This window comes from Acidobacteriota bacterium (assembly GCA_012729555.1).
Lineage (GTDB): Bacteria > Acidobacteriota > UBA6911 > UBA6911 > UBA6911 > UBA6911.
The window spans coordinates 46,009-68,920 of the sequence record JAAYCX010000008.1; the positions used below are offsets into that span (position 1 = coordinate 46,009).

A 22,912-nucleotide genomic window follows, 5' to 3' on the forward strand; every position below is an offset into this window, starting at 1 on the left:
CGATGAGCAGAGAGGCCGCGCCCGGGCATCATTTGAGGGCCATCAAGTGGCTCACCTATCTGATGTTCCTGATGTTCGCCATGACCACGGATTCCGTCGGCGTCATCATCCCGGAAGTCATCAGGGAATTCCGTTTGAGCATGGTCGCCGCCGGGGCCTTTCACTATGCTCCCATGCTGGCGATTGCAATGGCCGCCATATTCCTGGGCTACCTGGCCGACAAGCTGGGCCGCAAAAGGACCATCGTTCTCGGCCTGGTGCTTTTCGCGCTCAACTCGTACCTCTTTGCGGTGGGGAACGCCTTTTTCTTCTTCCTGCTGCTGCTCGTCATCTCCGGCGCGGCCATCGGGATCTTCAAGACCGGGGCGCTGGCCCTCGTCGGCGACATCTCGCGCTCCACCGCGGAACATACCGCCACCATGAACACGGTCGAGGGATTCTTCGGGGTGGGTGCCATCATCGGCCCGGCCGTCGTGGCCAGACTCCTCGCGACAGGGTTTTCCTGGAAGTGGCTCTACCTGATCGCGGGGACCGTCTGCGTCCTGCTGATCGTGACCGCTTCCATGGTACGCTATCCGAAGACGGTGAGGTCCGTGGAGGAACCGATCGACTTCAGGCGCACCCTGCGCATGATGAAAGACCCCTATGCCCTGGGGTTTTCGCTCGGCATCTTCCTCTACGTCGCGGCGGAATGCGCCGTCTATGTCTGGATGCCCACCCTCCTGGAGGGTTATTCGGGATCCTTCGCCCTCCTGGCCGCCTACGCCACCTCCGTCTTCTTCATCCTGCGCGCCCTCGGCCGTTTCCTGGGAGCGTGGATCCTCGCGCGCTACCCGTGGACCTCCGTCATGGCCCTCTTCAGCCTGGCCATCCTCCTCTGCTTCGCCGGTTCCGTCGCGGGAGGCCTGTCCTGTGCCGTCTGGCTCCTTCCGCTGTCGGGCCTCTTCATGTCCATGATCTATCCGACTCTCAATTCCAAGGGCATCAGCTGCTTTCCGAAGACGGAGCACGGCACCGTGGCCGGCGTCATCCTGTTTTTCACCTGCACGGCGGCCGCCGTCGGGCCCCTCGCCATGGGCGGCTTGAGCGACCTTTTCGGTCACGCCAGGTACGGCTTCGTCCTGGCAACGGTCTTTGCCGCCCTCCTCTTTGCCGGGCTCCTGCTCAACTGGATCTACGATCCGGCGCGCCAACGCCTGGCTGCGCTGGATGCAAGCGAATACGACGCCGAAGCCTCGCTCTGAACGGGGAGCAGGCGCCATTGCCGGGAGATAAAAATGAAAACCGCAAGAATCCTCCTTTGGACCCTTCTGACCGCCCTTCTCCCCTGTGCCGCACGGGCGCAAGCCCCGGTGCACTCCTTCCGGGCGGGGGCGGCAAAGGTCGACATCACGCCCGCCCTGTTGCCCAAAAACAGCGAGGGAATTCTCGACCGGATCTACGCCCGGGCGATCGTGGTCGATAACGGCGTCACCAGCGCCGCCCTGGTTTCCGCGGATACGGGCATGCTGGGGGAACAGGTGTGGAAGACGGTGTCGCAGAGAATCGAGCGGGAGCTCGGCGTCCCGGCCCGGAACCTCATCCTGAACCCGACGCACACGCACAGCGCCTTTGCGGGCTCGGCCGATCAGATATTCGAGGCCGTCAGGGCGGCCAAGGAAAACCTCCGGCCCGCGCGCATCGGGTACGGGACGGGCGTGTCCTACATCAACGTCAACCGCAACATCATCGACCGCGGGACCCGCAAATGGTGGGAAGGCCCCAACTACGAGGGCCCGTCGGACAAGACCGTGGCGGTGATCAAGTTCGAAACGACCGCCGGCGAGCCGATCGCGGTCTACTACAATTACGCCTGCCACGCGGTCGTCACCGGCAACACCGACATGATCAGCGGCGATTATCCCGGCGCCGCCTCCCGCTATATCGAAGACTCCTTCGATGACGGGCTGGTGGCGGTTTTCTCCACCGGCGCCCAGGGGGACCAGAACCCGCTCTACTTTCAGCAGACCTTCGACCTGAGGGATATCCGTATCAGGGATTTCGCCCGGCGCGGGGAGGACATCAGCAACGCCATGCCTCCGGGAGGGCAAGGGCTCGACAAGCAGGACCCCACGGTCAGGAAGCTGCTCGACCAGCAGAAGCGGATGATCCTGTCCATGGGCCAGTTCCTGGGGGAGGAGGTCAAGCGCGTGATGCGCGAGACGACGCGGATGTCGGCCGACGGCGGGATCTACGCCGCGCAGCGGATGATCAGCTTCCCCGGGCGGGACCGGATCGGGCAGGGGCGTGCGGGGGTCGAGGCCGCCTACAGGGACGGACCCGACGTCCAGCTGCGCCTAAGCCTGCTGATGATCGACGACATCGCGATCGCGGGAACCAATGCGGAAATCTTCAGCCTGATCGCCCGGCGATTCAAGCGGGAGTCGCCCGTCGGCCGATCGATCTTCGTGTCGATGGCCAACGGCAGCGGCAATTCCGGATATGTTCCGAACGATGCGGCCTTCGGCACCCAGACTTTCGAGGTGCTGTCGTCGCGCTGCCGGCCCGGCTATGCGGAAAGCGCCATCGTCAACGGGTTGCTCGACCTGCTGGCGGACGTCAAACGCATGCGCTGAGGGTCACCTGAGGCCCGAGCCACAGGACTGCCGCACGATGAGGGTCGGCTGCGCGAGAATATCGCGGGGGGGAGACGCCGGGTTTTTTATGCGCTCCAGCATCGCCTGCATGGCGATGGTGCCGATATCGGCGCAGGGCTGGTGGATCGTGGTCAGGGGGGGACGCAGCAGTTCCGCATAGCGGACATCGTCAAACCCGGCCACCCGTACCTGCTCGGGAACCGGACAGCCCAGCCGATCGAGGGTGCGCATCAGATTGGCCGCGGTCAGGTCGTTGGCGCAGATGACGGCATTCGCTCCCCCGGCCACCATCCGCTCGACCGACCGCTCGTCCGCGGGCTCGCCGGTGTGGACCCATCCCGGGTCGGGCGTGATTCCGCGGTTCAGCAGGGCCTCCCGGTATCCCGCGATACGCAACATCACGGTGGGCGCGGAGCCCGGTCGGGCCAGGAAGTCGATCCGCCTGCACCCCAGCCCGATCAAATGCTCCGTGATCAGAAAGCCGGCGCGCCGGTTGTCGATGCCGACGAGGTCGAAATGGCTCCGCTGGGGGAAAGGCACGCTGTCGCGGTCCAGCAGGACGATGGGAATCCCAGCCGCCTCCAGGGCACCGATGACGGATTGGTTGATCCGGTCCTTGTCTTCGGTCAATTCCAGGGGGGCGAAAAAGACCCCCGCGACCGTCTGCCGGATGTAACTCTGCGAGACCTGTTCGATCCATTCCCGATCCGCCTCGCCCCGCCTGCCGCCGAAATCGCCCCAGAGAAGCGTATGGTGCTGCCGCTGGGCCAGAAAGGCTAGCTGGCCGCAGATCGGCTCGAAGATCTCGGTCCCCCCCAACCCGGGGATCAGCAACCCGAAGCGCCACGAATCGGCCGCAGTCCGGCTTCTGCGCACGTAGGTGCCGGAACCGATCTTGCGCTCCACCAGCCCCAGGTTCTGCAGATCGCGCAATGCGCGGGCGATCGTGGGGCGGGAGGTGGCGAACTGCTTCACCATGGCCATCTCGGACGGAAGGCGTTCCCCCTCCTTGAGTCTTCCCGACTCGATCTCCGCCCGGACATGCTCGAAAACCTGGCGATGCTTGGTCTGCCGCGCCGCCGGTTTTTCCTGCCCGCTCACTCCCCTGGCCCCATGGTCGCTCACCGGTCCCCCTCGATAAAAGCTGATATTACAAATTAAGCTCCAAAAATGTCAATACAGCTTTCCCGCAGAGGGACAAACGGGAGGATTCGGGGGTTTTCACCCTAGCCTTGCCCGACACCTTTTCGCTCGGTGCCATCCTATCTTGAGTAGCTCCCCGGTCCGGATCTGCCTCATAATCTATTTACAAATAAACCAGAAATATGCAATCATTTTTGCCGATATTATGCTCACTTTTATTGCGCAAATAATCTGACATTATGACGACGGGTCGAGCGCAGCGTAAGGTGTACCGATGAAGCCGCTGATTTTCGTTGGCATCGGGGAAGCTCTCTACGACGTCTTCGAGGATGGAACGGAGACCCTCGGGGGCGCCCCGCTGAATGTGGCGGTCCATGCGCATCAAGTGGCCCACCGGCTCGGGATCGGTTACGGGGTGCTGGTCAGCTGCGTCCACTCCGATCGCAGGGGAAAGGGGATCGTCGATTTTCTGTTCCGGCTGGGGATGTCGGGCCGCTATGTCGGGAGGGATCCCGGTCACCCGACGGGGAGGGTGAGCGTCTTCATGAGCGGCGGGGAGCCGGGATACCAGATCGAGCCCGATGCGGCCTGGGATTACATCACGGATCGGCCGGGACTCGCGGAGCTGGCCGGTCGCTGCGATGCCGTATGCTTCGGCAGCCTGGCGCAACGCTCCCCCGTATCCCGCGACACGATACGAAGGTTCCTGCAAAACGCCCCGCAGGCGATCCGCCTCTACGACGTCAACCTGAGGCGCAACACGCTGACCGCCGAGGCCGGATATTCCCCCGAAATCGTGGAGTTCGGCTGCCGTACCGCCACGATCCTCAAGACCAACCAGTCCGAGCTCTTCGTGCTCCTGGACCTCGTGGGGATCCCCTCCCCCGCCGACCGCTCCGTCGAGGGGATCCGGCGCGGGATGGAATCGCTCCTCACGCACTTCCCCGCGCGGACCGTCGTGGTCACGCGGGGGGCCGAGGGAACCGTGGCCCTCGGCCGGCAGGGGGAATTGGATCTGCGCACGCCCGTGCCCCCCGCGGAAGTGCTGCATCCCGTGGGAGCCGGGGACGCCTGCGCGGCGGGCATCCTCCTGGGAACGGCCCTGGGCTGGGATCTTCCGGCAACCATGGAACTGGCAAACCACCTGGGAACCGATGTCGCCTCCCACCCGTCGGCCACGCCCCCCCTCTCGGACAGGACGTTGCAGTTCGCCGCCGGGCGCCTCGAGGCCGCAAGAAGTCAGGGGGGCGACAGATCCACTCCACCGGCGGACGGCATCGGGCGAACCGCCCCGTGAACCGTTCTCTTCCCCTCGATCTTATCGGCAAAACCGATGCGGCCCAGGCCGGGGAGTTTCAACGCGGGCGGATGGAAATCCATGCCGGCGCAGAGGCCGATGAGGTTGAGCTCGATTCCTTCCTGCGGCGACAGGATCAGCCCGAACACGCCGAACAGCGAGAACTGGAAGCCCGACCCGCTCGCCGGACGGCCCACCATTCTGCCCCCGGGAAGATAGTCCTTGCCGACCGCCGTCGGCGGCAGGTCGATGGAAAGCTCAGGCACGCTGCGGCCGAGAGCGGCGATGAAGGTGTTGCTGTTCGGTCCCGGCCAGAGGCGATAGACCCGGTCGTACGGGTAGTCGCGCGCAGCCGCGTGAAGGCGCTCGATGAGACGATCGACCTCCTCTCCGCCGCGCACCTCCCTGATCAGCTCCGGTTCGGCCCCGTACCAGTAGCCATCGGGCACGCCGGTCCGGACACGCACCGCGCTCCGGCCGCGGGCGACCCCGAACCCCATGACATCGAAGCGCGTATACTCCGGCGCGCCCTGTGCTTTTGCGGCGATCCAGGTATGCACCCCGAAAGCCCCCCGCCACCGGACCGCGGGCGCGGCATAGACCTGGATAACGGCCTCCGGCGTGGCGGCGGCGGGCGGCGCGATCCCCGCGCTGTCACGCCTCGCGGTGCGCCAATCGGCCGGTTGCGTCCCGTCGGCGTACCACAACGCGACGGCCATCGCGAGCGGCAGCACGTAGATCGCCGCGACCGCGGCAGCGACCCCCTTTCCGAATCTTCCTCCTCGCTGTCGTGTCATCACCGCGCTCCGCCCCGTTTACCGGTCGTTCCCATCGGTTTTTCCGACTGCCGTCAGGTAGAGGATGGTTTCCGCCACACCGTCCAGGCCGAAGAGGCTGTTGACCTCGTCGTCGAGGAAGGCGCCGACATTGACGCTGCCCAACCCCAGCGCCACGGCCGCGAGCTGCAGCTGCCCGCCCAGGTGCCCCGCGTCGAGGTACAGGTAGCGGTAGCAGCGGTCGCCGTATTTCTGCGCGCTGCGCTGAACCACCGCGCCCCACGCGAACACCACCGGCGCCGTCGCGCAGAAGCTCTGCCCCAAGCACGCCTCGGCGCATAATCGACCCATGCCACCCGCGCGGATCAGCGCGAGCGCATGATCGCGCACGTCGTAATGCGCGATGCCCGGCGTCACCCCCGCGACGTCGTTGATGACCAGGTAGGTCTCGTTCGGGTAGAGGGCTCCGGCGGATCCCGCCGCGCGGAAGCGGAAACCGTCCCGCTCCCCCGTGATCCCCTGGATCGCCCATAACAGCTGCGACAGGTCCGCGAGGCTGAGACTCTCCGCGGCGTACACGCGCTGCGACCGCCGCGCCGTGATGGTTTCCCACAGCCCCGCGCCCCCCGTTGTCACCGGCCGGGGCAGCGCGACCCGGGCGACAGGGTCGGCATAGCGCTTGAACGGCGGCGTCGGCCCGGCCCACGCGCACGGAGGGGGCCGACGGTCGCGGTAATATTTGGTGTCGTACTGATACCCCGGCCCGATCCCCTCCGGTCTGGTCCGATCCTGTTCCATATCCCCTCCCCGGTGCCGTGAGCATTGACGCCACAGACAGAACAGGTAACCGCCTGGAGCCAAACCGCCATAGGGTACCGGGCGCCAGCGGTTCCCGACAACGGATTCCTGCATGAAGGAACGAACGGCTAAGCCAAAACTACCACCATTTCCGCGTGACCGCCAGAATCCCCGAAGTTGCCAGGGCTGCAACAAGGCTGAAAACGGACAATCCTCCCCCATGGCGGCCGTGGTCGGATTTACCGTAAGTGGAGTTAAATCAGGGGGTTTGTCTGGAGCGGGAGACCGGGATCGAACCGGCGACGTCCAGCTTGGGAAGCTGGCATTCTACCGCTGAATTACTCCCGCTTTTACTGACGCTAAATGTACCCGGGCGCGCGGCTTTGTGCAAGTAAAATTGCGCCCCCTCTTCCCCGGAACCTCCCGCGGCGGGGGGACCGCTACCGGGGCTCGAGCCAGCCGAGGGCTTCCGCCGCCTCCTTGCGCACGATGTAGGCCCGGTCCCATTCGCCGGAGACGTCCTCGCCGGTAAGGTTGCGGCAGATGACGCGGAGCGTGCCGCGCTCCCCCTCCGTCAAATGCCCGTGGCGCGCGAGCTTCCCCATGCTCCGGACCGCCTTGGCGCGCACGGAGGGCTCCTCGTCCGCGAGATTCTCCTGGAGCCGTTCGAGGCACCTGCGCCTCAATTCGGCCGGCAGCCGCCCCGGGGGGATCGACTCGGCGAACTTTCCCAGCGCCCGCGTGGCCGTGTCGCGCAGCTCGATGTTGGGGGAGGCGGCCGCCTCCAGGGCCAGGGGCACGGCCCGCACCACTTCCTCCGAACGGGTCTTGCCGAGAGCGTAGAGGATGAAGGCGTGCATCATCGTGTCGGTGGCCGATTCGTAAGCCTTGATCAAGGGAGGAACGGCCGGGGGGCCGACGCGCCCCAGCGCGTGGGCTATGGCCCACTGGGCCTTCATGTCGGCGGCATCCAGTCTTTTCACCAGCAGCGGGATCAGCCGGTCGCCCAGGCGCGCCGTGAGCGAGAGCGCGCGGTCGAGGGCGGGAACGAGTTCGGGGTGATCGAGGGTGTCGATGTAAAAGAGGGGAGAGACGATCTCCAGCAACGCCTCCGCCTCGTCCGGACCGATCCGGTCGATTTCCGCCTCGAGCAGCCCCAGTCCTTCCTCTATGGAGTCCGGTTGCGTACCCGCCAGCAGGCCCCGTATCCGGGCCCATGTCTCGTCCGTCATGAAAGCCCTCCCCCCGTAGAAAACGTCCCTGCGTCCATTATACCCGGCCGGAGGGGGTTTGGCGACCATGGCGGTGGGCAGGGGCGGTTCAGAACATCTCCGTCCGCCACAGGTCGTGTACGTGGATGACCCCGCGGAGGCGGCCGCCGGGATCGACGACCCCCAGGCTCGTGATCTTCAGCTCCTCCATCCGGGCCAGGGCGGCGGTGGCGAGTTCCCCTTCCCCGATGGTCTTCGGGCTCCGCGTCATCACTTCTCCCGCCCTCCGCCCGAGCGGGTCGGGGGTTTTCTCGAGGAGCCGCCTCAGGTCGCCGTCGCTGATGACGCCCAGCAGATGCCCGTCGGCGTCCGCAACCGTCGTCATCCCGAGCCCCTTGCGCGACATCTCGTAGATGACGTCGGCCATCGGCGTGTCGGCCCCCACCCGGGGGATCTCCTCACCGCGGTGCATCAGGTCGCCGACGCGCAGGAGCTTCTTCCCCAGGGTCCCGGCCGGGTGGACGCCGGCGAAATCCTCCCGCCCGAAACCCTTGCGTTCCATCAGCGCCAACGCCAGTGCGTCTCCCATGGCCAGGGCGGCAGCCGTGCTCGTCGTCGGCGCCAGGCCGAAGGGGCAGGCCTCCCCGTCCACCCCGACATCGATGAAGACGTCGGCGTGGCGCGCCAGCGTCGAGTTGCCGTCCCCCGCCATGGCCACCACGGCGAGCCCCAGCCGCTTCGCCACGTTGAGCAGTTCGAGGATTTCGCCCGTTTCGCCGCTCTTGGACACGGCCAGCACAAGGTCGTTGGGCGCGAGCAACCCGCAGTCCCCGTGCAGGGCGTCGGCCGCGTGCAGGAAAATGGCGGGTGACCCGGTGCTGGAGAGGGTGGCCGCGATCTTCTTGCAGATCAGGCCCGATTTCCCGAGCCCGGTCACGGCGATCTTCCCGGTGCAGCGGGCGGCCAATTCGACCGCTTCGAGGAAGGGCTCCCCCAGGCGCTGCACGAGGGCGCGGATCGCGTCGGCCTCCGCCCCGAGCACCCTGGCCGCCGTCGCGATGGAGGGATGGGTCTTTTCCGCGCTCATGACCGCTCCCCCAGGGCGCCGCGGATGGCGAGGATCTCCCGCACCAGGCGGGGAAACTCGGAGAGCTTCAGGCTGTTGGGGCCGTCCGAGAGGGCCCGGGCGGGGTCGTCGTGCACCTCGAGGAAAAAGCCGTCCACCCCGATGGCGGCCCCCGCCCGCGCCAGCGCCGGCACGAAGCGGGAGTCCCCCCCGGAGCGATCCCCCTGCCCCCCCGGCGCCTGTACGCTGTGGGTCACGTCGAAAACCACCGGCTGGCCGAAGGAGCGCATGACGACGAAGGAGCGGAAATCGACCACGAGGTTGTGGTAGCCGAAGGTGGTCCCGCGCTCGGTGAGCAGGATGTTCCGGTTCCCCCCCTCCCTCGCCTTTTCGAGCACCTTGCCCATTTCGGCCGGCGAGAGGAACTGCCCCTTCTTCAGGTTCACGCAGCGGCCGCTCGCCGCGGCGGCGCGGATGAGGTCGGTCTGCCGGCAGAGGAAAGCCGGGATCTGGAGCACGTCGAGCACCTCGGCCGCCGCCGCCACCTGCGCCGTTTCGTGCACGTCGCTCAGGATGGGAAGGCCGCTGGCGGCCCGCGCCCGCTCGAGGATGCGCAGCCCCTCCTCCAGCCCCGGTCCGCGGTAGGAACGGACCGACGTCCGGTTGGCCTTGTCGTAGGAGGCCTTGAAGAGGATGGGAACCCCCAGCCGCGACCCGTACCCGGCGAGCCGCTCGGCCATCCGCAGGCAGTGGCTCTCGCTCTCGATCACGCAGGGGCCCGCGATGAAGAAGGGGCCCTTTCCCAGTCTCAGGCGACCGGCCTTGACCTGTACCATGTTCCCGACGACCTCCGACGCCTATTGGGGCGGGGTGTCCCGGACGGCGCCGCCGTCCGCGGCCTCCGCCCGGACCCTCAGCCCGTTCCGGTAGGATGCCTCGATGAAGCTTGCGAAGAGCGGGTGCGGCTCGAGCGGCCGGGACTTGAACTCGGGGTGGAACTGGCAGCCCAGAAACCAGGGGTGTCCGGGAATTTCGGCGATCTCCACGAAGTTCCCGTCCGGCGAGTTCCCCGAAAACCGCATCCCCCGGCCCGTGATGGCCTGTTCGTATTCCCGGTTGAACTCGTAGCGATGCCGGTGCCGCTCGGAAATGTCCTTCCTGCCGTAGACCCGGAAGGCGAGCGAATCCTCGTCGAGCACGCAGGGGTAGGCCCCCAGCCTCATGTTGCCCCCCATGATGTCGCTCCCGAGCAGTTCGGGCAGCAGGTAGAACACCCGGTGGGGGGCCGACGGGTCGAATTCCGAGCTGTCGGCCTCGAGGTTGCAGACGCTGCGCGCGTATTCGATCACGGCGCACTCCATGCCGAGGCAGATGCCGAAATAGGGCACCTTGCGCGTGCGCGCGTAGCGGGCGGCGAGCAGCATGCCGTCGATGCCGCGCTTGCCGAACCCCCCCGGCACCAGGATGCCGTCGTAGGGCGCGAGCTGCCGGTCGAGGGTCCCCTCCTCGAGCTGCTCGGCGTCCACCCAGCAGAGCTCGACCCGGAGCCGGTTGGCCAGGCCCCCGTGATAGAGCGCCTCGTTCAGGCTCTTGTAGGAATCCTCGAACTCCACGTATTTGCCGACGATGCCGATCCTGACCCCGTCCCTGGGGGAGGCATCGAGTTTGAGCACCGCCTTCCAGTCCGCGAGCCGGGGCTCGTTGGGGGGGAGGCGCAGGTAGCTGATGATGGCCTCGTCCAGGCCCTCGTCATGCAGCCCCAGCGGCACCTCGTAGACGTTCTTGACGTCGACGGCCGTGATGACGTCCCGTTCCGAAACGTTGCAGAAGAGGGCGATCTTGGCCTTCACGTCCCTGGGCAGGAGCTGGCTGGTGCGGCAGAGCAGGATGTCGGGCTGGATGCCGATCCCGCGCAGCTCCTTGACGCTGTGCTGCGTGGGCTTGGTCTTCAGCTCCCCGGAGGCGCCCATCCAGGGGACCAGGGTGAGATGGATGAAGAGGGAGTTTTCCCGGCCGTCCTCGTTGCGCATCTGCCGGATCGATTCCAGGAAGGGGAGGCTTTCGATGTCCCCCACCGTCCCGCCGATCTCCACGATGGCGACATCGACGTCCCGGGCGACCCGGCGGATGACGGCCTTGATCTCGTTGGTGATGTGGGGGATCACCTGCACGGTCTTGCCGAGGTACTCCCCCCTGCGCTCCTTCTCGATCACCGTCTGGTAGATCTTCCCCGTGGTGGAGTTGTTCTCCCGCGTCAGGCGCACCCCGGTGAAACGCTCGTAGTGGCCCAGGTCGAGGTCGGTCTCGGCGCCGTCGTCGGTGACGAACACCTCGCCGTGCTGAAAGGGGCTCATGGTCCCCGGATCGACATTGATGTAGGGGTCCAGCTTGAGAAAATTGATCCTGAAACCGCGCGCCTCGAGCAGCCGCCCGATGGAGGCGCTCGCGATCCCCTTCCCCAGAGAGGAAAGCACTCCGCCCGTGACAAAGATGTACTTCATTATCCTACCCCCGTGACTCGACGACCCCCCGGAATTCAGTCCTGGAATGAAGATCGCAGATTAGCAACACGGACCGCTCCGTGCAAGCGCGGATCGGGAAGACGGGCCGGCGGACCCCGCAGGTCCGCGTAACCCGCCGACGGGCACGGCGGGCGCTTCCGCCCTAGAAGTTGATCAGCTCGACGTCGCGCGTGTCCTTGACGTAGGGCTGATCCGCCTGCGGGTAACGGTACTCCTTACCCTCGAAATTCCGCAGGACGATCTCCTTCTCGTCGAACCGGACGACGTAGTCGGGCATCAGGGGGATCTTCCCCCCCCCGCCCGGGGCGTCGATGACGAACTGCGGCACGCCGAACCCCGTGGTATAGCCCCGCAGCGACTGCATGATCTCCAGCCCCTTCTCGACGCGGGTCCGGAAATGGTTGGTGCCGCGGGTGAGGTCGGCCTGGTAGAGATAGTAGGGGCGCACCCGCATCAAGAGCAGCTTGTGCATGAGTTCCTTGAGCACCAGGGGGTCGTCGTTGACCCCCTTCAGCAGCACGGTCTGACAGCCCACGGGGATCCCGGCGTTGGCCAGGCGCTCGCACGCCTCCCTGGCCTGCGGCGTGATCTCCCTCGGATGGTTGAAGTGGGTGTTGATGAAGATGGGGTGGTATTTCTTCAGCATGTCGCAGAGCGCGTCGGTGATCCGGCTGGGCAGCACGCAGGGGAAGCGCGTGCCGATGCGGATGATCTCGACGTGCGGGATGGCCCGCAGCCGCGAGATGATCTGCTCCAGCCTGCGGTCGTTCACCATCAGCGGATCGCCCCCCGAAAGGAGGATGTCGCGGATCTCGCGGTGGCTCCGGATGTAGTCGATGCCCATCGCGATGGTCTTCTCGGTGATGGTGCTGGTGCGCCCCACCATCCGTTTTCGCGTGCAGAAGCGGCAGTACATGGGGCACCGGTCGGTGATCAGCAGCAGCACGCGATCGGGGTACCGGTGGGTCAGGCGCGGGACGGGGCTGTCCTCCTCCTCGTGAAGCGGGTCTTCCGGGGCGCACGGGTCCATCAGCTCGCGCACCGACGGAACCGACTGCGTCCAGATCGGGTCCCCCTTCTCCCCGATCAGGTTGTAGTAGTAGCGCGGGATGCGCATCGGATAGTCCCGGCAAACGGCGTCGATCTCCTCCGCATCCGCACCGAAATCCCTGGCGAGGGTCCCACCGCCAGTGACGCTGTTTCGCAGGTCAATCGTCCACTGTTCCATCCGTTCCATGAGTGAGCTCTTCTCCCTGTCAGGAAATCCGCTTGACGAAAATCAGCCGGTCATCCCCGACATCGTAGAAATCCGCTATGTGCGATGCTTCCTCGAATCCAAGGCATCGATAGAATTCGATGGTGTTGCGGTACGACGATTTTGCCGAAGTCTCCGCCACCAGCAGCCGCCCCCCGGACGATGCGATGGCGCGTTCCACGTGGCCGACGAGCGCGCGGCCGAACCCGAGTCCCCGCGCTTCCCTCCGCGTGGCGATCCAGTAGAGATCGAAGGTCCCCCGCGTCAGCGGCACCGGCCCCCAGCAGGTGTAGGCCTGGATCCCGGGCGTCTCCCCGGACGCCACCGCGAACGCGTAATCGGTCTGTTCGGGGTCCTCGAGGTAAATGTCGACCAGTTCCAGGGCGCACTCCTTCTCGGCCGGGTTGAAGTTTTCGACCCCGTCGATCAGCCCGGCCACCTCCCGGCGGTCCCCCTTCGTCATCGGCCTGACCCGCGCCGCGGGCCGCTCGTCAGAATGCATAGGTGGCCGGCTCGAGCCGGTCGCCGCGCGCGATGGCGCTTTCACCGATGCCGAGGATGATGTCCGCATAGGAGAAGCCGGCCGCGCGCGCGGCCCTGGCAAAACCCGCTCCGGGGGAGAGGTCGGGATTCGGATTGACCTCGAGCACGTACACCGCGCCCGTGCCGTCGGTGCGCATGTCCACGCGCGCGTAATCCCGGCAACCGACCGCGCGGCAGCTCGCGACGGCGAGGGAGTCGATCCGTTCCTTCATTCCCCCCGGAACATCGGCGGGACAGATGGGCGTGGTCGCGCCGAACTGGGGGCTCGTTTCATCCCACTTGGCGCGGTAACCGACGATTCTGGGCTCCTCCGCGGGCAGACGGGTGAAGTCGATCTCCGAGATCGCCAGCACCTCCGACGCCTCCTCCCCTATCACCGACACGTTGAACTCGCGCCCCCGGAGAAACTCCTCCACGAGGGCCTCCTGGCGGTAGACGCCGTGGATGTAGCGCACCTGCCGCACGACCTCGGCCTCGGCCCAACACACGGAATCCCCGTTGACGCCGAGGCTCGCGTCCTCGCGCCCGGGTTTGACGATCACGGGGAATTTCATGTCGTCGGGGATTTCGGGCTCCTCCCCGGGACGGCAAAGGAATCCCCGGGGGACGGGGATCCCCTCGGCACCCAGGACCTGCTTGACGCGGAACTTGTCCAGGGCGAGCCCCAGGGCGAAGGAGTCGGAGCCCGTAAAGGGGATCCCGAGCAGTTCCAGCAGCCCGGCGAAGGCCATCTCCATCCTGCCGTCCCCGTCGATCTCCTCGCACAGGTTGAAGGCGAACCTCGGCGCCAGCCCGAGCAGCCGCCGGACCAGTTCGGCGGTGACGCGCTCCACCGCGATCACCTCCGGGCGGTACCCACCGCCCGCCAGGCTGTCCGCGACCGCCCCCACATCCTCGCGCGCGGTGGTGGCGGGATAGATCTTCTCCCGGCTTCCCGCCCTTTCCGCCGTCGCGGCCGAGTTGTAGATCACGACGCAATCACAGCTTTCCATCATGTCAACCCGCAGCGTTTGCACGCGATGTCGAGCACCTCGTTGATCAGGCGACTGTAGCTCATGCCGGCCGCCCGCGCCGATTTGGGGAAACAGGAGTTGTCTTCCGGCCGGGGAAGGACACCCGGAAGCGGGTTGACCTCGAGGATGTGGGGAGTCCCGGCGGCGTCCAGCCGCACGTCGATGCGGCACCAGTCGCGGCAGCGCAGGACGCGGTAGGAGCGCAGACAGGCGCTTTCGATCTCGGCCCGGAGTCCCGCGTCGATGCGGGCGGGGCACTCGAAGATCTGCAGAGGATTCGAACTTTGATCCCAAATCCACTTCGCCTCGTAGGAGTAGATCGGGTTGACCCCCCCGGGGAGCGAGTCGAAGAGAATTTCCACGAGCGGCAGCACCCGGGCCTCGTCGCCGTTCCCCAGGATGGAGGCGGTGAATTCCCGCCCGGGGAGGAACTCCTCCACCAGCGCGGGTTCCCGGTAGGTGTCGAGCAGCCAGTGGACCCGCTCGCGCATCTCCGCGCGCGAACGCACCAGCGAGTCGTTCCGGATGCCGATGCTCGATCCTTCGTGGAGCGGCTTGACCATCAGCGGGTAGCGCAGCCCGTTGGAATCGAAGTCGCGGGCGTCCGCCACGTAAAAGGGCGAAACGGGGAGCCCGTGGTAGGCCAGGATTTCCTTGGTGCGGGATTTGTCGAGACAGGTGTTGAGGGTGAGAGGATCGCTGGCCGTGTAGGGTATCCCGAGGTGCTCCAGGATCGCGGGGATGAACCCCTCCCGGCAGGGGCCCGCCGCCCCCTCGGCCATGTTGAAGACGATATCGGGGCGGGTCCGGACCAGCTCCCCCCAGGGGTCCCCGCCGGCGTCGATGGCCACCACCTCGTGCCGCTCCTCGAGGGCCGCCCGGACGGCGGCGATGGTTTCGGGGGCGTCCCATTCGGCCTGGGCGTCGACCCGATCCCCCCTCCCGCCGGAGCTCTCCCCGGCGCTCCCGCCGGAGCTCTCCCCGGCGCTCGGCCAGGGGTCCCCGGAGGGGCTCCCGCCCGGAGGTTCCTGGGGTTCTCCCCCGGTGTCCTGTTTCAGGTTAAATGTTAAGCCTACTCGCATTACGCCCGACCTTTCGACCTTGGTATAAGGGAATAGCAAAAGCTTGTCAAGAAAATTTTGGATATTTCCACAAGATACAGTGCCGCCATTTCACAAAATCACAAAATCTGGGACTTCGCGGAGTTTACGGGCTTCTCCCGGCGGCCAGCGGGGCAATGGCGCCTTCACCGGTGCGAAGGACACTTTGGACATCGAAATTGGTTTAAGAATTCAGAATGACCTATACGACTATGAATTTTAGTTTCATTTATAAAAAATTGCGTCTGGAATATCCGCGAACCCGCCGCCGGTCCTTTCAGGTATAATGGCCCGCGGAGTCCATCATGAAACCGGGGTACGCCACCGCCCGCATCCTGCTCGCCCTTTCCTGGGGCGTCGTCTGCGTTCTCACCCTGGCCGCGCCCCTCGCGCTGGCCCACGGTCGGGCCGACGCCCTCCCTGTTTACCTGGGATTTTCCTTTTTCTGCCACCAGTCGCCCGAGCGCTCCTTCGCCCTTGCCGGACTCCCCCTGGCCGTGTGCCACCGCTGCTCCGGGATCTACCTGGGCCTTTTTGCGGGCTCCCTGCTCGCCCCCCTCCGCTTCCCCGGGAGCCTGCGGGGGCGCCGGTGGTGGCTGCTGGCGGCGGCGCTCCCCGCGCTGATCGACTTCGCGCTCGCCCGCTCGGGACTGTGGTCCGGGTCGGCCTGGAGCCGCGCCTTCTCCGGGATGTTTTTAGGATATATGATATCGCCACTGCTGGTGCGGGCGCTCGCGGAACTTGTGCGGCGGCGCCCGTCCGGCGCCCGCCGTCATGGCACCCTCGAGGGAGAACGTTCATGAATACGGAAACGATGTGGAAGCCGGCGCTCGGCGGCGGCGTGCTGCTGGGGGTCCTGTCGGCCCTCCCCGTCATCGGCGCCCTCAACTGCTTCTGCTGCGCCTGGGCGATCCTGGGAGGGGGGCTCGCAGCCCACCTGTACGTGAAGCATTCCGCCGCCGCCGTCACCCTGGGCCGCGGCGCCCTCCTCGGCGCCTTGACCGGGGCGGTCGGCACGGCCGTTTACGCCCTCTTTTCCATCCCCCTGCATTTCCTGACCGGGGACGCCACCGCCCGCATCGCCGAGCGGATGCGCGAAACTCTCGCCGGAATGCCCGACGTCCCCCCCGAGACCCTCGAGATGCTGGAAGCGCTGACCTCGAGCGGGAACTTCCCCGCGCTGCTCCTCGTCTCCGGCCTGGCCGTCTCCCTGGTGCTCTACTGCCTCTTCGCCATGCTGGGGGGCGCCGTGGGGGTCGCGCTGCTGGAGAAGCGCCCGGTGGGCGCGCCCCTGCCTCCCGCGCCGCCTCCCGCCGGGGAATGATCAGCCCCCGCAGGCCCCGTTGGGACATCCCGCGGGTTCCACCTGAATCGTGGTGTGCTCGATCCCGTATTTTTCCCGCACCACGCGGCTGGCCTCCTCGAGCGCTCCCCCGCCGTCCGCGTCCGGCCCGACGACGATGTGGCAGCTCATCGCCGTGGTCCCCGAGGCTATCGACCACACGTGCAGGTCGTGGACCGACGCCACCCCCGGGATCGCCCGGAGGTCCTCGTCGATCCGGGCGACGTCGAGATGGCGCGGGACCCCCTCGAGGAGCACATCGACGCTTTCCGACACCAGCCGCCAGGCGCCGGCCAGCACCAGGGCGCCCACCAGGACGCTGACGGCCGCATCCGCCCGCGTCCAGCCCAGGGCGAGCATCAGGACCCCCGCGACGACGGCCCCCAGGGATCCCAGCGTATCGCCGATCACGTGAAGAAAGGCCCCGCGCAGATTGAGGCTTTCATGCCGGCTTCGGAAAAGGATCGCGGCGGTGACCAGGTTGGCCCCGAGCCCGGTGGAGGCCACCACGATCATGGGCACCGTCCGGACCTCCGGGGGCGTGACCAGGCGCCCGTAGGCTTCGTAGAAGATGTACAGGGCCATCAGGGCGAGAAAGATGCCGTTGGCCAGCGCGGCCAGGATCTCCGCCCGGAGGTATCCGTAGGTTTTCTGAGGGGTCGCGGGCCGCAGGGAAACCCCGAGCGCGAACAGGCTGAGCCCGAGCGCCGCAAGATCGGTCAGCATGTGCGCGGCGTCGGCCAGCAGGGCCAGGCTGTTGGAGTAGAGGGCGCCCGCCAGTTCGATCAGAAACCAGGTCCCCGTGATCGCGAGCGCCCGCCTGAGGCTCCTTCGGCCTCCGCCGCGCCCGCCTTCGGCAGGCCCGGGTTGTTTCCGGTTCCCGCGCTTTGACATGTCCCCCTCCCCCTCTGGACCCGGGTCAAAGAAGCGACAGCGGGTCGACATCCACGTGGATCTTTTCCGCCTGCCCCCGGCCGGAGGCCAGTTCCTCGAAACAGGCGCGCAGCAGCCCCGTCCCGCCCCCGCCCGGCCCGCCCTTGAGCAGGATCTGCACCCGGTAGCGGCCCCGCAGCTTCTCGATCGGGGCCGCGGCAGGCCCCAGCACCCGCGGCTTTTCATCCCCCCCGAGCGCCGTCCCGTGCCGCTTGAGGGAGGCGGCGATCGTTTCGGCCGCCCGCATCGCCCGGTCGTAATCGGGGTCGCTGACCAGGATCTGCACCAGGTTGCGGAAGGGGGGGTACCCCATCAGGCGCCGGAACTCGATCTCCCGCGCGTAGAACGCGGCGTAATCCTGATCGCGCGCGAACTCGAGCGCGTAGTGGTCGGGGTAGTAGGACTGGAGGATCACGCGCCCCGGCGCCGCCCCCCGCCCGGCCCGGCCCGCGACCTGGGTCAGCAGCTGGAAGGTGCGTTCGGCCGATCGGAAGTCTGGAAACTGCAGCCCCGCGTCGGCGGCCACCACCCCCACCAGGGTCACGTCCGGGAAATCGTGCCCCTTGGCCAGCATCTGGGTGCCCACCAGCAGGTCGATGCGGCGTTCGGAGAAGGCGACCAGGGTCGACCGGAGCACGCCCCGCCGCCTCGTGGTATCGCGGTCGAGGCGCGCGATGCGGGCGCCGGGCAAAAGCTCCGCGAGCAGCGATTCCAGCTGCTCGGTCCCCACCCCCGCGTAGTGGATGTAGGCGCCCCCGCAGTTGGCGCACAGCGACGGGACCTCCTTCTCGATCCCGCAGTAGTGGCAGGCCAGCCGGTTCTCCTGCCGGTGGTAGGTCATGCTGATGCTGCAGTCGGGGCAGACATAGACGTGGCCGCAGCTGCGGCAGAGGAGCGACCGGGCGAACCCGCGCCGGTTCAGGAGCACGATCGCCTGTTCCCCCCGCTCCATGCACCCTTCGAGCTCCCCGGCGAGCGGGCGCGAAATCACGACGTTCCTCCCCGCGCGCCGGAACTCCTCGGCCATGTCGACGACCGTCACCCGCGGCATCGGCCGCGCCTCGATCCTTTCGGGGATGTGAAAGTAGGCCGCCTTCCGCTCGCGGACCGCCAGGTGGTAGGTCTCGATCGAGGGCGTGGCCGATCCCATCACGAGCACACCCCCCGACTGGCGCATGCGGTGCCAGGCCACCTCGCGGGCGTGGTAACAGGGGGATTCGTCCTGCTTGTAGGAGCCGTCCTGCTCCTCGTCGATGATCACCAGCCCCGGATCGGCCAGCGGCGCGAACACCGCCGAACGCGTCCCCACCACGACGCGGGCGCCCCCGTCGCGGATGCGGCTCCACTGGTCGTAGCGCTCCCCCGGGCTCATGCCGCTGTGCAGGAGCGAGACCAGGCCCGGAAAGCGCGAGACCACCAGGCGGCTGAGCAGGGGGGTGAGCCCGATCTCCGGGACCAGGAAGAGGGCCGATCGCCCCATGCGGAGCGCCTCGGTGATCAGCCTGAGGTAGGCCTCCGTCTTCCCGCTCCCGGTCACCCCGTGGATCAGGCAGCGCGCCGGTTCGGGCCTCCGCATCAGCTCGAGGATGCCGTCGATCACCTCCCGCTGGTGGCGCGTCAGCTCCAGACCCCCGCCCGCGGGCGAGGGGGCGAGCTCCTGCGGGACCCGCTCGATCTTCATCGGGGCGACGGCGGCCAGCCCCTTGCGCTCGAGCGCCGTGGCGGCGCTCCGCGAGCAACCCGCGCGCCGGAGCGCTTCCTCGAGAGCCGTCTCCTCGGGGCCGAGCGCGCCGTACAGCCGCTTCTGCGCGGGCGGCAGCGCGGGATCGGCCGCCGCGGGCAGACGCCGGATGCCCCACTGCTGTTTTTCCCTCGTCTTCGGGCCGCCGACGCGCATTTCGAGCCGGACATGGCGCGCGGCCGCGAGCGCCTCCACCCAGCCCTCCGCCCCCCGCATGCCGGCCCGGCGCGCCAGTTCCTTGACCGTGAGCGCCCCTTCCCGGTGGAGCGTGTCGAGCAGCGCCTCCTCGCGGGGCCCGAGTCCCGTCGGGCGCAATCCTCCCCCCAGCAACGCCGCCGTCCGCGGCTCGAGCTGGACCACCCGCTCCCCGAGCACCTGCGAACCGGCCGGGAACAGGGCACGGAACACCTCCCCCGGCGGGGCGAAATAGTAGTCGCTCACCCACAGCGCCGTCCGCACCAGCCCCGGCGTCACGGCCGGGCGCGCCTCCAGCAGGTCCTCGACCGCCTTCAGCCGGATCCCCCGGACCTCGGCCTCGCCGAGCCGGCCCACCACGTAGCCGGTCACGAGCTTCCGCCCGAAAGGGACGAGCACGCGTATCCCCGGCGCGATCCGCGCCCGCAGCGCGGGCGGGACCGAGTAGGCGAACGTCCTGCGCACGCCGGACGGGACGGCGACATCCACGTACTCCATCATCGGGACCCGGGTCCCTGCGGCGAGCGCAGGCGGTCGCGCACGAGGCGCATGTCGTCCCACACCTTGCGCTTTTCCATGGGGTTCCGGAGCAGGTAGGCGGGGTGGTAGGTGGCCACGAGCTCGATCCCGCCGTAATCGATCACCCGCCCGCGCAGCCGTCCGATCGATTCGGTCGTCCCCAGAAGCGTCTGGACGCCGAAGGCGCCCAGGGTGCAGAGGACGCGGGGGCGCACGGCCGCGATCTGGCGCAGCAGGAATCCCGAACAGGCGGCGATCTCCTCCGGCTGCGGGTTGCGGTTCCCGGGGGGGCGGCATTTCAGGATATTGCAGATGTAGACGTCTTCCCGCCCGAGGTCGATGGCTTCCAGGATGCGCGTGAGCAACTGCCCCGCCTTCCCCACGAACGGGATCCCCTGCTCGTCTTCCGCGGCGCCCGGCGCCTCTCCGACCAGCATCAGGGCCGCGTGCGGGTTTCCCGCACCGAACACGATCCGGTTGCGCGTCGCCGCCAGCGCGCAGCGCCGGCAATCCCCGAGGTCGGCCCGGATCGCCTCCAGCGTTTGCGCCCCGGCGGCGTCCCCGGCCACGGTCTCACGCGCGACCGCCCCCGCCGAGGGCCCGGGCGCATGCGGGGCCGCCGGCGCCTTCCTCTCGCCCCGCGCCGCCCCGGCATAGCGGACCCCCAGGGCGCTGAAGAGTCGCAGGTGACCGTAAATCTGCTCCCCCAGCACCCGGCGGTTCATGACCCCAGCTCCAGCTGGTCGAGCAGCGCGTCGTCGTTGCGCCAGTTGCGCGCCGTGCGCACCTCGAGTCCCAGGTACACCTTGCAGCCGAGCAGCCGCTCCAGGTCGCGCCGCGCCTCGGTCCCCAGGTCCCGGAGCGTCCTCGCCCCGGCGCCCAGCACGATCCCCTGCTGCGAACGCCGCTCCACCAGGATGTCCGCGTCGATCACCACCAGGTTCCTGTCCACCCTGCGGCTCTCGTCGAACCGGCGGATCATCACGGCGGACGCGTAAGGGAGCTCCTCGCGCAGCCGCTCGAGCAGCTTTTCCCTGATGAATTCGCCGGCCAGGAAGCGCTCCGTCCGGTCGGTGACCAGGTCCTCGCCGTACCGCGGCTCCCCCTCCGGCAGGTATTCGAAGATCCGGTCGCGGAGCAGGTCCAGGTTCTCGCCGGTCGCGGCCGATATCGGGAGGATCTCCATGAAGCATCCCGCCTGCCCGTAGCGATCCATGGCGGGCAGGAGCCGCTGCTTGGCGATGGCGTCGATCTTGTTGAGAAGCAGGAAGGCGGGGGCCCCCGTCTTTTTCACCATCTCGAGCACGAAGTTTTCCCCCGCGCCGAACGGGATGCCGCCATCGACCATGTGCAGCACCAGGTCGACGCCGCGGAGCTGCTCGTAGACCGTGCCGAGCATCCTCTGGTTCATCCGGTAGCCGGGCTTATGCACCCCCGGCGTATCGACAAAGACGATCTGGCCCCGTTTCTCGCTGAGGACCCCGATGATGCGGTGGCGCGTGGTCTGCGGCTTGGAGGAGACGATCGACACCTTCTGACCCGCGAGGGCGTTCAGCAGCGTCGATTTCCCCGAGTTGGGCCTTCCGATGATGACGGCGGTCCCGCTCTTCATGGGGCTTCCTCTCCCCGGGTCCGGCGCGCCTCGAGCGCAAGGTCGAGGATCGCGCGCGCGATCGCCCCCTTCGGCCGCTGCCGCAGCGTCACCGTCTCCCCGGTCCTCCTGAGGATGTGCACGGTGGCCGCGTCCTCGCCGAACACGCCCCTGGAAACGTCGTTGGCGACCACGAGGTCCAGGTTCTTGCCCGCGAGCTTCCCCCTCGCGTTCTCGAGCAGGTTGTCGGTCTCGGCGGCGAACCCGACCAGCACCTGCCCCTTTTTCTCCCTCCCCAGCCGGGCCAGGATGTCGTCCGTGCGCTCGAGGTTCAGCGTTTCAGCGCCCTCCCCCTTCTTGATCTTCCCCGCCGCCGGCTCCGCCGGCCGGTAATCGGCCACGGCCGCCGCCTTCACCACGATGTCCGTGCCCGGGAAGAGGCGCAGGACCGCCTCTCCCATCTCCGACGCCGAACGCACCCGGACCAGTTCGACGCCCGCGGGAGCCGGAAGGCTCACGGGACCCGATACCAGCGTCACCCCGGCCCCGCGCGCGTGCGCCGCCTCGGCCACGGCGTACCCCATCTTCCCCGAACTCCGGTTGGAAATGAAACGAACGGGGTCGATGTCCTCCACCGTGGGTCCCGCCGTCACCAGCACCCGGAGCCCCTCGAAGTCGCGCTCGCCGCCGAGGACGCCCAGGATCCGCTCGAGGATCCCGTCGACCGCGGCCAGGCGCCCATCCCCCTCGATTCCGCAGGCGAGCATGCCCGGCTCCGGGTCCACGAAATGGTGCCCCCTGCCCCGGAGCGTTTCCACGTTGGCGCGCACCGCCGGGTGCCGCCACATCTCGGCGTTCATCGCCGGGGCGATGAGGACCGGCGCCGGGGTGGAGAGATAGAGGGTCGAGAGGAAGTCGTCCGCGATCCCGTGCGCCATCTTCCCGAGGATATTGGCCGTCGCCGGGACCACCGCCAGCAGGTCGATCGACTGCGCCAGGCTGATGTGGCGGATGTCGCGGTTCAACTCCGGCCGGAACATGTCCATGATCACGCTCCGGCCCGAAAGCGCCTCATACGTGAGAGGAGCGACGAACTCCGCCGCCGAGCGGGTCAGCACCACCTGGACCTCCACCCCCGCCTTCTGCAGCCCGCGCATCACCTCGATCGATTTGTACGCGGCGATGCAGCCGGTGACTCCGAGCGCCACTTTCATGATCCGCCCCCTTTCCC

At 67.6% G+C, this 22,912-nt stretch carries 20 protein-coding genes, 1 tRNA gene and 1 pseudogene; 5 read left to right on the forward strand and 17 right to left on the reverse strand.

Annotated features, from left to right (window positions below; all coding sequences use genetic code 11):
* Nucleotides 1-2 precede the first annotated feature (2 nt).
* Both GXY47_00960 and GXY47_00965 read left to right on the forward strand, forming a co-directional pair.
* Nucleotides 3-1,244: an MFS transporter gene (locus tag GXY47_00960; GenBank protein NLV29697.1), complete on the forward strand. Its 1,242-nt coding sequence runs from the start codon at nucleotides 3-5 to the stop codon at nucleotides 1,242-1,244.
* A gap of 33 nt (nucleotides 1,245-1,277) precedes the next feature.
* Nucleotides 1,278-2,615, forward strand: a complete 1,338-nt coding sequence (locus GXY47_00965; protein NLV29698.1) for a hypothetical protein — start codon at nucleotides 1,278-1,280, stop codon at nucleotides 2,613-2,615.
* Between the two features lie 3 nt (nucleotides 2,616-2,618).
* On the opposite strand, the pseudogene GXY47_00970 reads toward GXY47_00965, so the two are convergent.
* Nucleotides 2,619-3,704 (reverse strand): annotated as a pseudogene (locus GXY47_00970) (substrate-binding domain-containing protein).
* Between the two features lie 349 nt (nucleotides 3,705-4,053).
* Between GXY47_00970 and GXY47_00975 the strand changes: the two are divergent.
* The gene (locus GXY47_00975; GenBank protein NLV29699.1) at nucleotides 4,054-5,076 is read left to right on the forward strand and encodes a hypothetical protein; all 1,023 of its coding nucleotides are present in this window, start codon (nucleotides 4,054-4,056) and stop codon (nucleotides 5,074-5,076) included.
* Here the strand turns inward: GXY47_00975 and GXY47_00980 are convergent.
* From GXY47_00980 to GXY47_01030, 11 genes are all read right to left on the reverse strand, one after another.
* Nucleotides 5,019-5,873, reverse strand: coding sequence for a DUF3750 domain-containing protein (locus GXY47_00980; protein NLV29700.1), 855 nt, complete (start codon nucleotides 5,871-5,873; stop codon nucleotides 5,019-5,021). The two genes, GXY47_00975 and GXY47_00980, sit on opposite strands and share 58 nt — an antisense overlap.
* Nucleotides 5,874-5,891: 18 nt before the next feature.
* A complete protein-coding gene (locus GXY47_00985) occupies nucleotides 5,892-6,650 on the reverse strand; it encodes a SagB/ThcOx family dehydrogenase (protein ID NLV29701.1) in 759 nt (252 codons plus the stop codon).
* A gap of 273 nt (nucleotides 6,651-6,923) precedes the next feature.
* A tRNA-Gly gene (locus GXY47_00990) sits at nucleotides 6,924-6,998 on the reverse strand.
* A gap of 92 nt (nucleotides 6,999-7,090) precedes the next feature.
* A complete protein-coding gene (locus tag GXY47_00995) occupies nucleotides 7,091-7,882 on the reverse strand; it encodes a HEAT repeat domain-containing protein (protein NLV29702.1) in 792 nt (263 codons plus the stop codon).
* Nucleotides 7,883-7,970: 88 nt separating this feature from the next.
* Nucleotides 7,971-8,948, reverse strand: coding sequence for a KpsF/GutQ family sugar-phosphate isomerase (locus GXY47_01000; GenBank protein NLV29703.1), 978 nt, complete (start codon nucleotides 8,946-8,948; stop codon nucleotides 7,971-7,973).
* Nucleotides 8,945-9,763, reverse strand: coding sequence for a 3-deoxy-8-phosphooctulonate synthase (gene kdsA, locus GXY47_01005; GenBank protein NLV29704.1), 819 nt, complete (start codon nucleotides 9,761-9,763; stop codon nucleotides 8,945-8,947). Before kdsA ends, GXY47_01000 begins: the two co-directional genes overlap by 4 nt.
* Nucleotides 9,764-9,784: 21 nt before the next feature.
* On the reverse strand, nucleotides 9,785-11,431 hold the full coding sequence (locus GXY47_01010; protein ID NLV29705.1) for a CTP synthase: 1,647 nt from the start codon (nucleotides 11,429-11,431) through the stop codon (nucleotides 9,785-9,787).
* Between the two features lie 160 nt (nucleotides 11,432-11,591).
* On the reverse strand, nucleotides 11,592-12,677 hold the full coding sequence (locus GXY47_01015; GenBank protein NLV29706.1) for a KamA family radical SAM protein: 1,086 nt from the start codon (nucleotides 12,675-12,677) through the stop codon (nucleotides 11,592-11,594).
* A 28-nt stretch (nucleotides 12,678-12,705) separates the two neighbouring features.
* On the reverse strand, nucleotides 12,706-13,206 hold the full coding sequence (locus GXY47_01020; GenBank protein ID NLV29707.1) for a GNAT family N-acetyltransferase: 501 nt from the start codon (nucleotides 13,204-13,206) through the stop codon (nucleotides 12,706-12,708).
* Nucleotides 13,196-14,242: an ATP-grasp domain-containing protein gene (locus GXY47_01025; protein ID NLV29708.1), complete on the reverse strand. Its 1,047-nt coding sequence runs from the start codon at nucleotides 14,240-14,242 to the stop codon at nucleotides 13,196-13,198. Before GXY47_01025 ends, GXY47_01020 begins: the two co-directional genes overlap by 11 nt.
* Nucleotides 14,239-15,342 carry a D-alanine--D-alanine ligase gene (locus GXY47_01030; GenBank protein NLV29709.1) on the reverse strand — a complete coding sequence of 368 codons (1,104 nt, stop codon included), beginning with the start codon at nucleotides 15,340-15,342 and terminating at the stop codon, nucleotides 14,239-14,241. Before GXY47_01030 ends, GXY47_01025 begins: the two co-directional genes overlap by 4 nt.
* 323 nt (nucleotides 15,343-15,665) lie before the next feature.
* Here GXY47_01030 and GXY47_01035 point away from each other — a divergent pair, with 323 nt between their 5' ends.
* On the forward strand, nucleotides 15,666-16,163 hold the full coding sequence (locus GXY47_01035) for a DUF2085 domain-containing protein (GenBank protein ID NLV29710.1): 498 nt from the start codon (nucleotides 15,666-15,668) through the stop codon (nucleotides 16,161-16,163).
* Entirely contained in the window at nucleotides 16,160-16,684 is a 525-nt protein-coding gene (locus GXY47_01040; GenBank protein NLV29711.1) for a hypothetical protein, read from the forward strand. The genes GXY47_01035 and GXY47_01040 overlap by 4 nt, the downstream gene beginning before the upstream one ends.
* On the opposite strand, the gene GXY47_01045 is transcribed toward GXY47_01040, so the two are convergent.
* Genes GXY47_01045 through coaBC form a run of 5 tightly spaced genes read right to left on the reverse strand, consistent with a single transcriptional unit; the run spans nucleotide 16,685 to nucleotide 22,895 of the window.
* Complete coding sequence (locus GXY47_01045; GenBank protein ID NLV29712.1) at nucleotides 16,685-17,596, reverse strand: cation transporter; 912 nt, start codon at nucleotides 17,594-17,596, stop codon at nucleotides 16,685-16,687. It abuts the gene before it with no gap.
* Between the two features lie 25 nt (nucleotides 17,597-17,621).
* Complete coding sequence (gene priA, locus GXY47_01050; protein ID NLV29713.1) at nucleotides 17,622-20,072, reverse strand: primosomal protein N'; 2,451 nt, start codon at nucleotides 20,070-20,072, stop codon at nucleotides 17,622-17,624.
* A complete protein-coding gene (locus GXY47_01055; protein ID NLV29714.1) occupies nucleotides 20,069-20,815 on the reverse strand; it encodes a uracil-DNA glycosylase in 747 nt (248 codons plus the stop codon). The genes priA and GXY47_01055 overlap by 4 nt, the downstream gene beginning before the upstream one ends.
* Entirely contained in the window at nucleotides 20,812-21,702 is an 891-nt protein-coding gene (locus tag GXY47_01060) for a GTPase Era (protein ID NLV29715.1), read from the reverse strand. Before GXY47_01060 ends, GXY47_01055 begins: the two co-directional genes overlap by 4 nt.
* Complete coding sequence (gene coaBC, locus GXY47_01065) at nucleotides 21,699-22,895, reverse strand: bifunctional phosphopantothenoylcysteine decarboxylase/phosphopantothenate--cysteine ligase CoaBC (GenBank protein NLV29716.1); 1,197 nt, start codon at nucleotides 22,893-22,895, stop codon at nucleotides 21,699-21,701. Before coaBC ends, GXY47_01060 begins: the two co-directional genes overlap by 4 nt.
* Nucleotides 22,896-22,912: the final 17 nt, after the last annotated feature.

Coding starts and splice junctions, on each gene's coding strand:
- GXY47_00995 (NLV29702.1), bottom strand. CDS start 7,882: ATGACGGACGAGACATGGGCCCGGATACGGGGCCTGCTGGCGGGTACG.
- GXY47_01060 (NLV29715.1), bottom strand. CDS start 21,702: ATGAAGAGCGGGACCGCCGTCATCATCGGAAGGCCCAACTCGGGGAAA.
- GXY47_01015 (NLV29706.1), bottom strand. CDS start 12,677: ATGGAACAGTGGACGATTGACCTGCGAAACAGCGTCACTGGCGGTGGG.
- GXY47_00960 (NLV29697.1), top strand. CDS start 3: ATGAGCAGAGAGGCCGCGCCCGGGCATCATTTGAGGGCCATCAAGTGG.
- GXY47_01030 (NLV29709.1), bottom strand. CDS start 15,342: ATGCGAGTAGGCTTAACATTTAACCTGAAACAGGACACCGGGGGAGAA.
- GXY47_00965 (NLV29698.1), top strand. CDS start 1,278: ATGAAAACCGCAAGAATCCTCCTTTGGACCCTTCTGACCGCCCTTCTC.
- coaBC (NLV29716.1), bottom strand. CDS start 22,895: ATGAAAGTGGCGCTCGGAGTCACCGGCTGCATCGCCGCGTACAAATCG.
- GXY47_00980 (NLV29700.1), bottom strand. CDS start 5,873: ATGACACGACAGCGAGGAGGAAGATTCGGAAAGGGGGTCGCTGCCGCG.
- GXY47_01055 (NLV29714.1), bottom strand. CDS start 20,815: ATGAACCGCCGGGTGCTGGGGGAGCAGATTTACGGTCACCTGCGACTC.
- GXY47_01045 (NLV29712.1), bottom strand. CDS start 17,596: ATGTCAAAGCGCGGGAACCGGAAACAACCCGGGCCTGCCGAAGGCGGG.
- GXY47_00975 (NLV29699.1), top strand. CDS start 4,054: ATGAAGCCGCTGATTTTCGTTGGCATCGGGGAAGCTCTCTACGACGTC.
- GXY47_01025 (NLV29708.1), bottom strand. CDS start 14,242: ATGATGGAAAGCTGTGATTGCGTCGTGATCTACAACTCGGCCGCGACG.
- GXY47_01035 (NLV29710.1), top strand. CDS start 15,666: ATGAAACCGGGGTACGCCACCGCCCGCATCCTGCTCGCCCTTTCCTGG.
- GXY47_01020 (NLV29707.1), bottom strand. CDS start 13,206: ATGCATTCTGACGAGCGGCCCGCGGCGCGGGTCAGGCCGATGACGAAG.
- GXY47_00985 (NLV29701.1), bottom strand. CDS start 6,650: ATGGAACAGGATCGGACCAGACCGGAGGGGATCGGGCCGGGGTATCAG.
- kdsA (NLV29704.1), bottom strand. CDS start 9,763: ATGGTACAGGTCAAGGCCGGTCGCCTGAGACTGGGAAAGGGCCCCTTC.
- GXY47_01000 (NLV29703.1), bottom strand. CDS start 8,948: ATGAGCGCGGAAAAGACCCATCCCTCCATCGCGACGGCGGCCAGGGTG.
- priA (NLV29713.1), bottom strand. CDS start 20,072: ATGATGGAGTACGTGGATGTCGCCGTCCCGTCCGGCGTGCGCAGGACG.
- GXY47_01040 (NLV29711.1), top strand. CDS start 16,160: ATGAATACGGAAACGATGTGGAAGCCGGCGCTCGGCGGCGGCGTGCTG.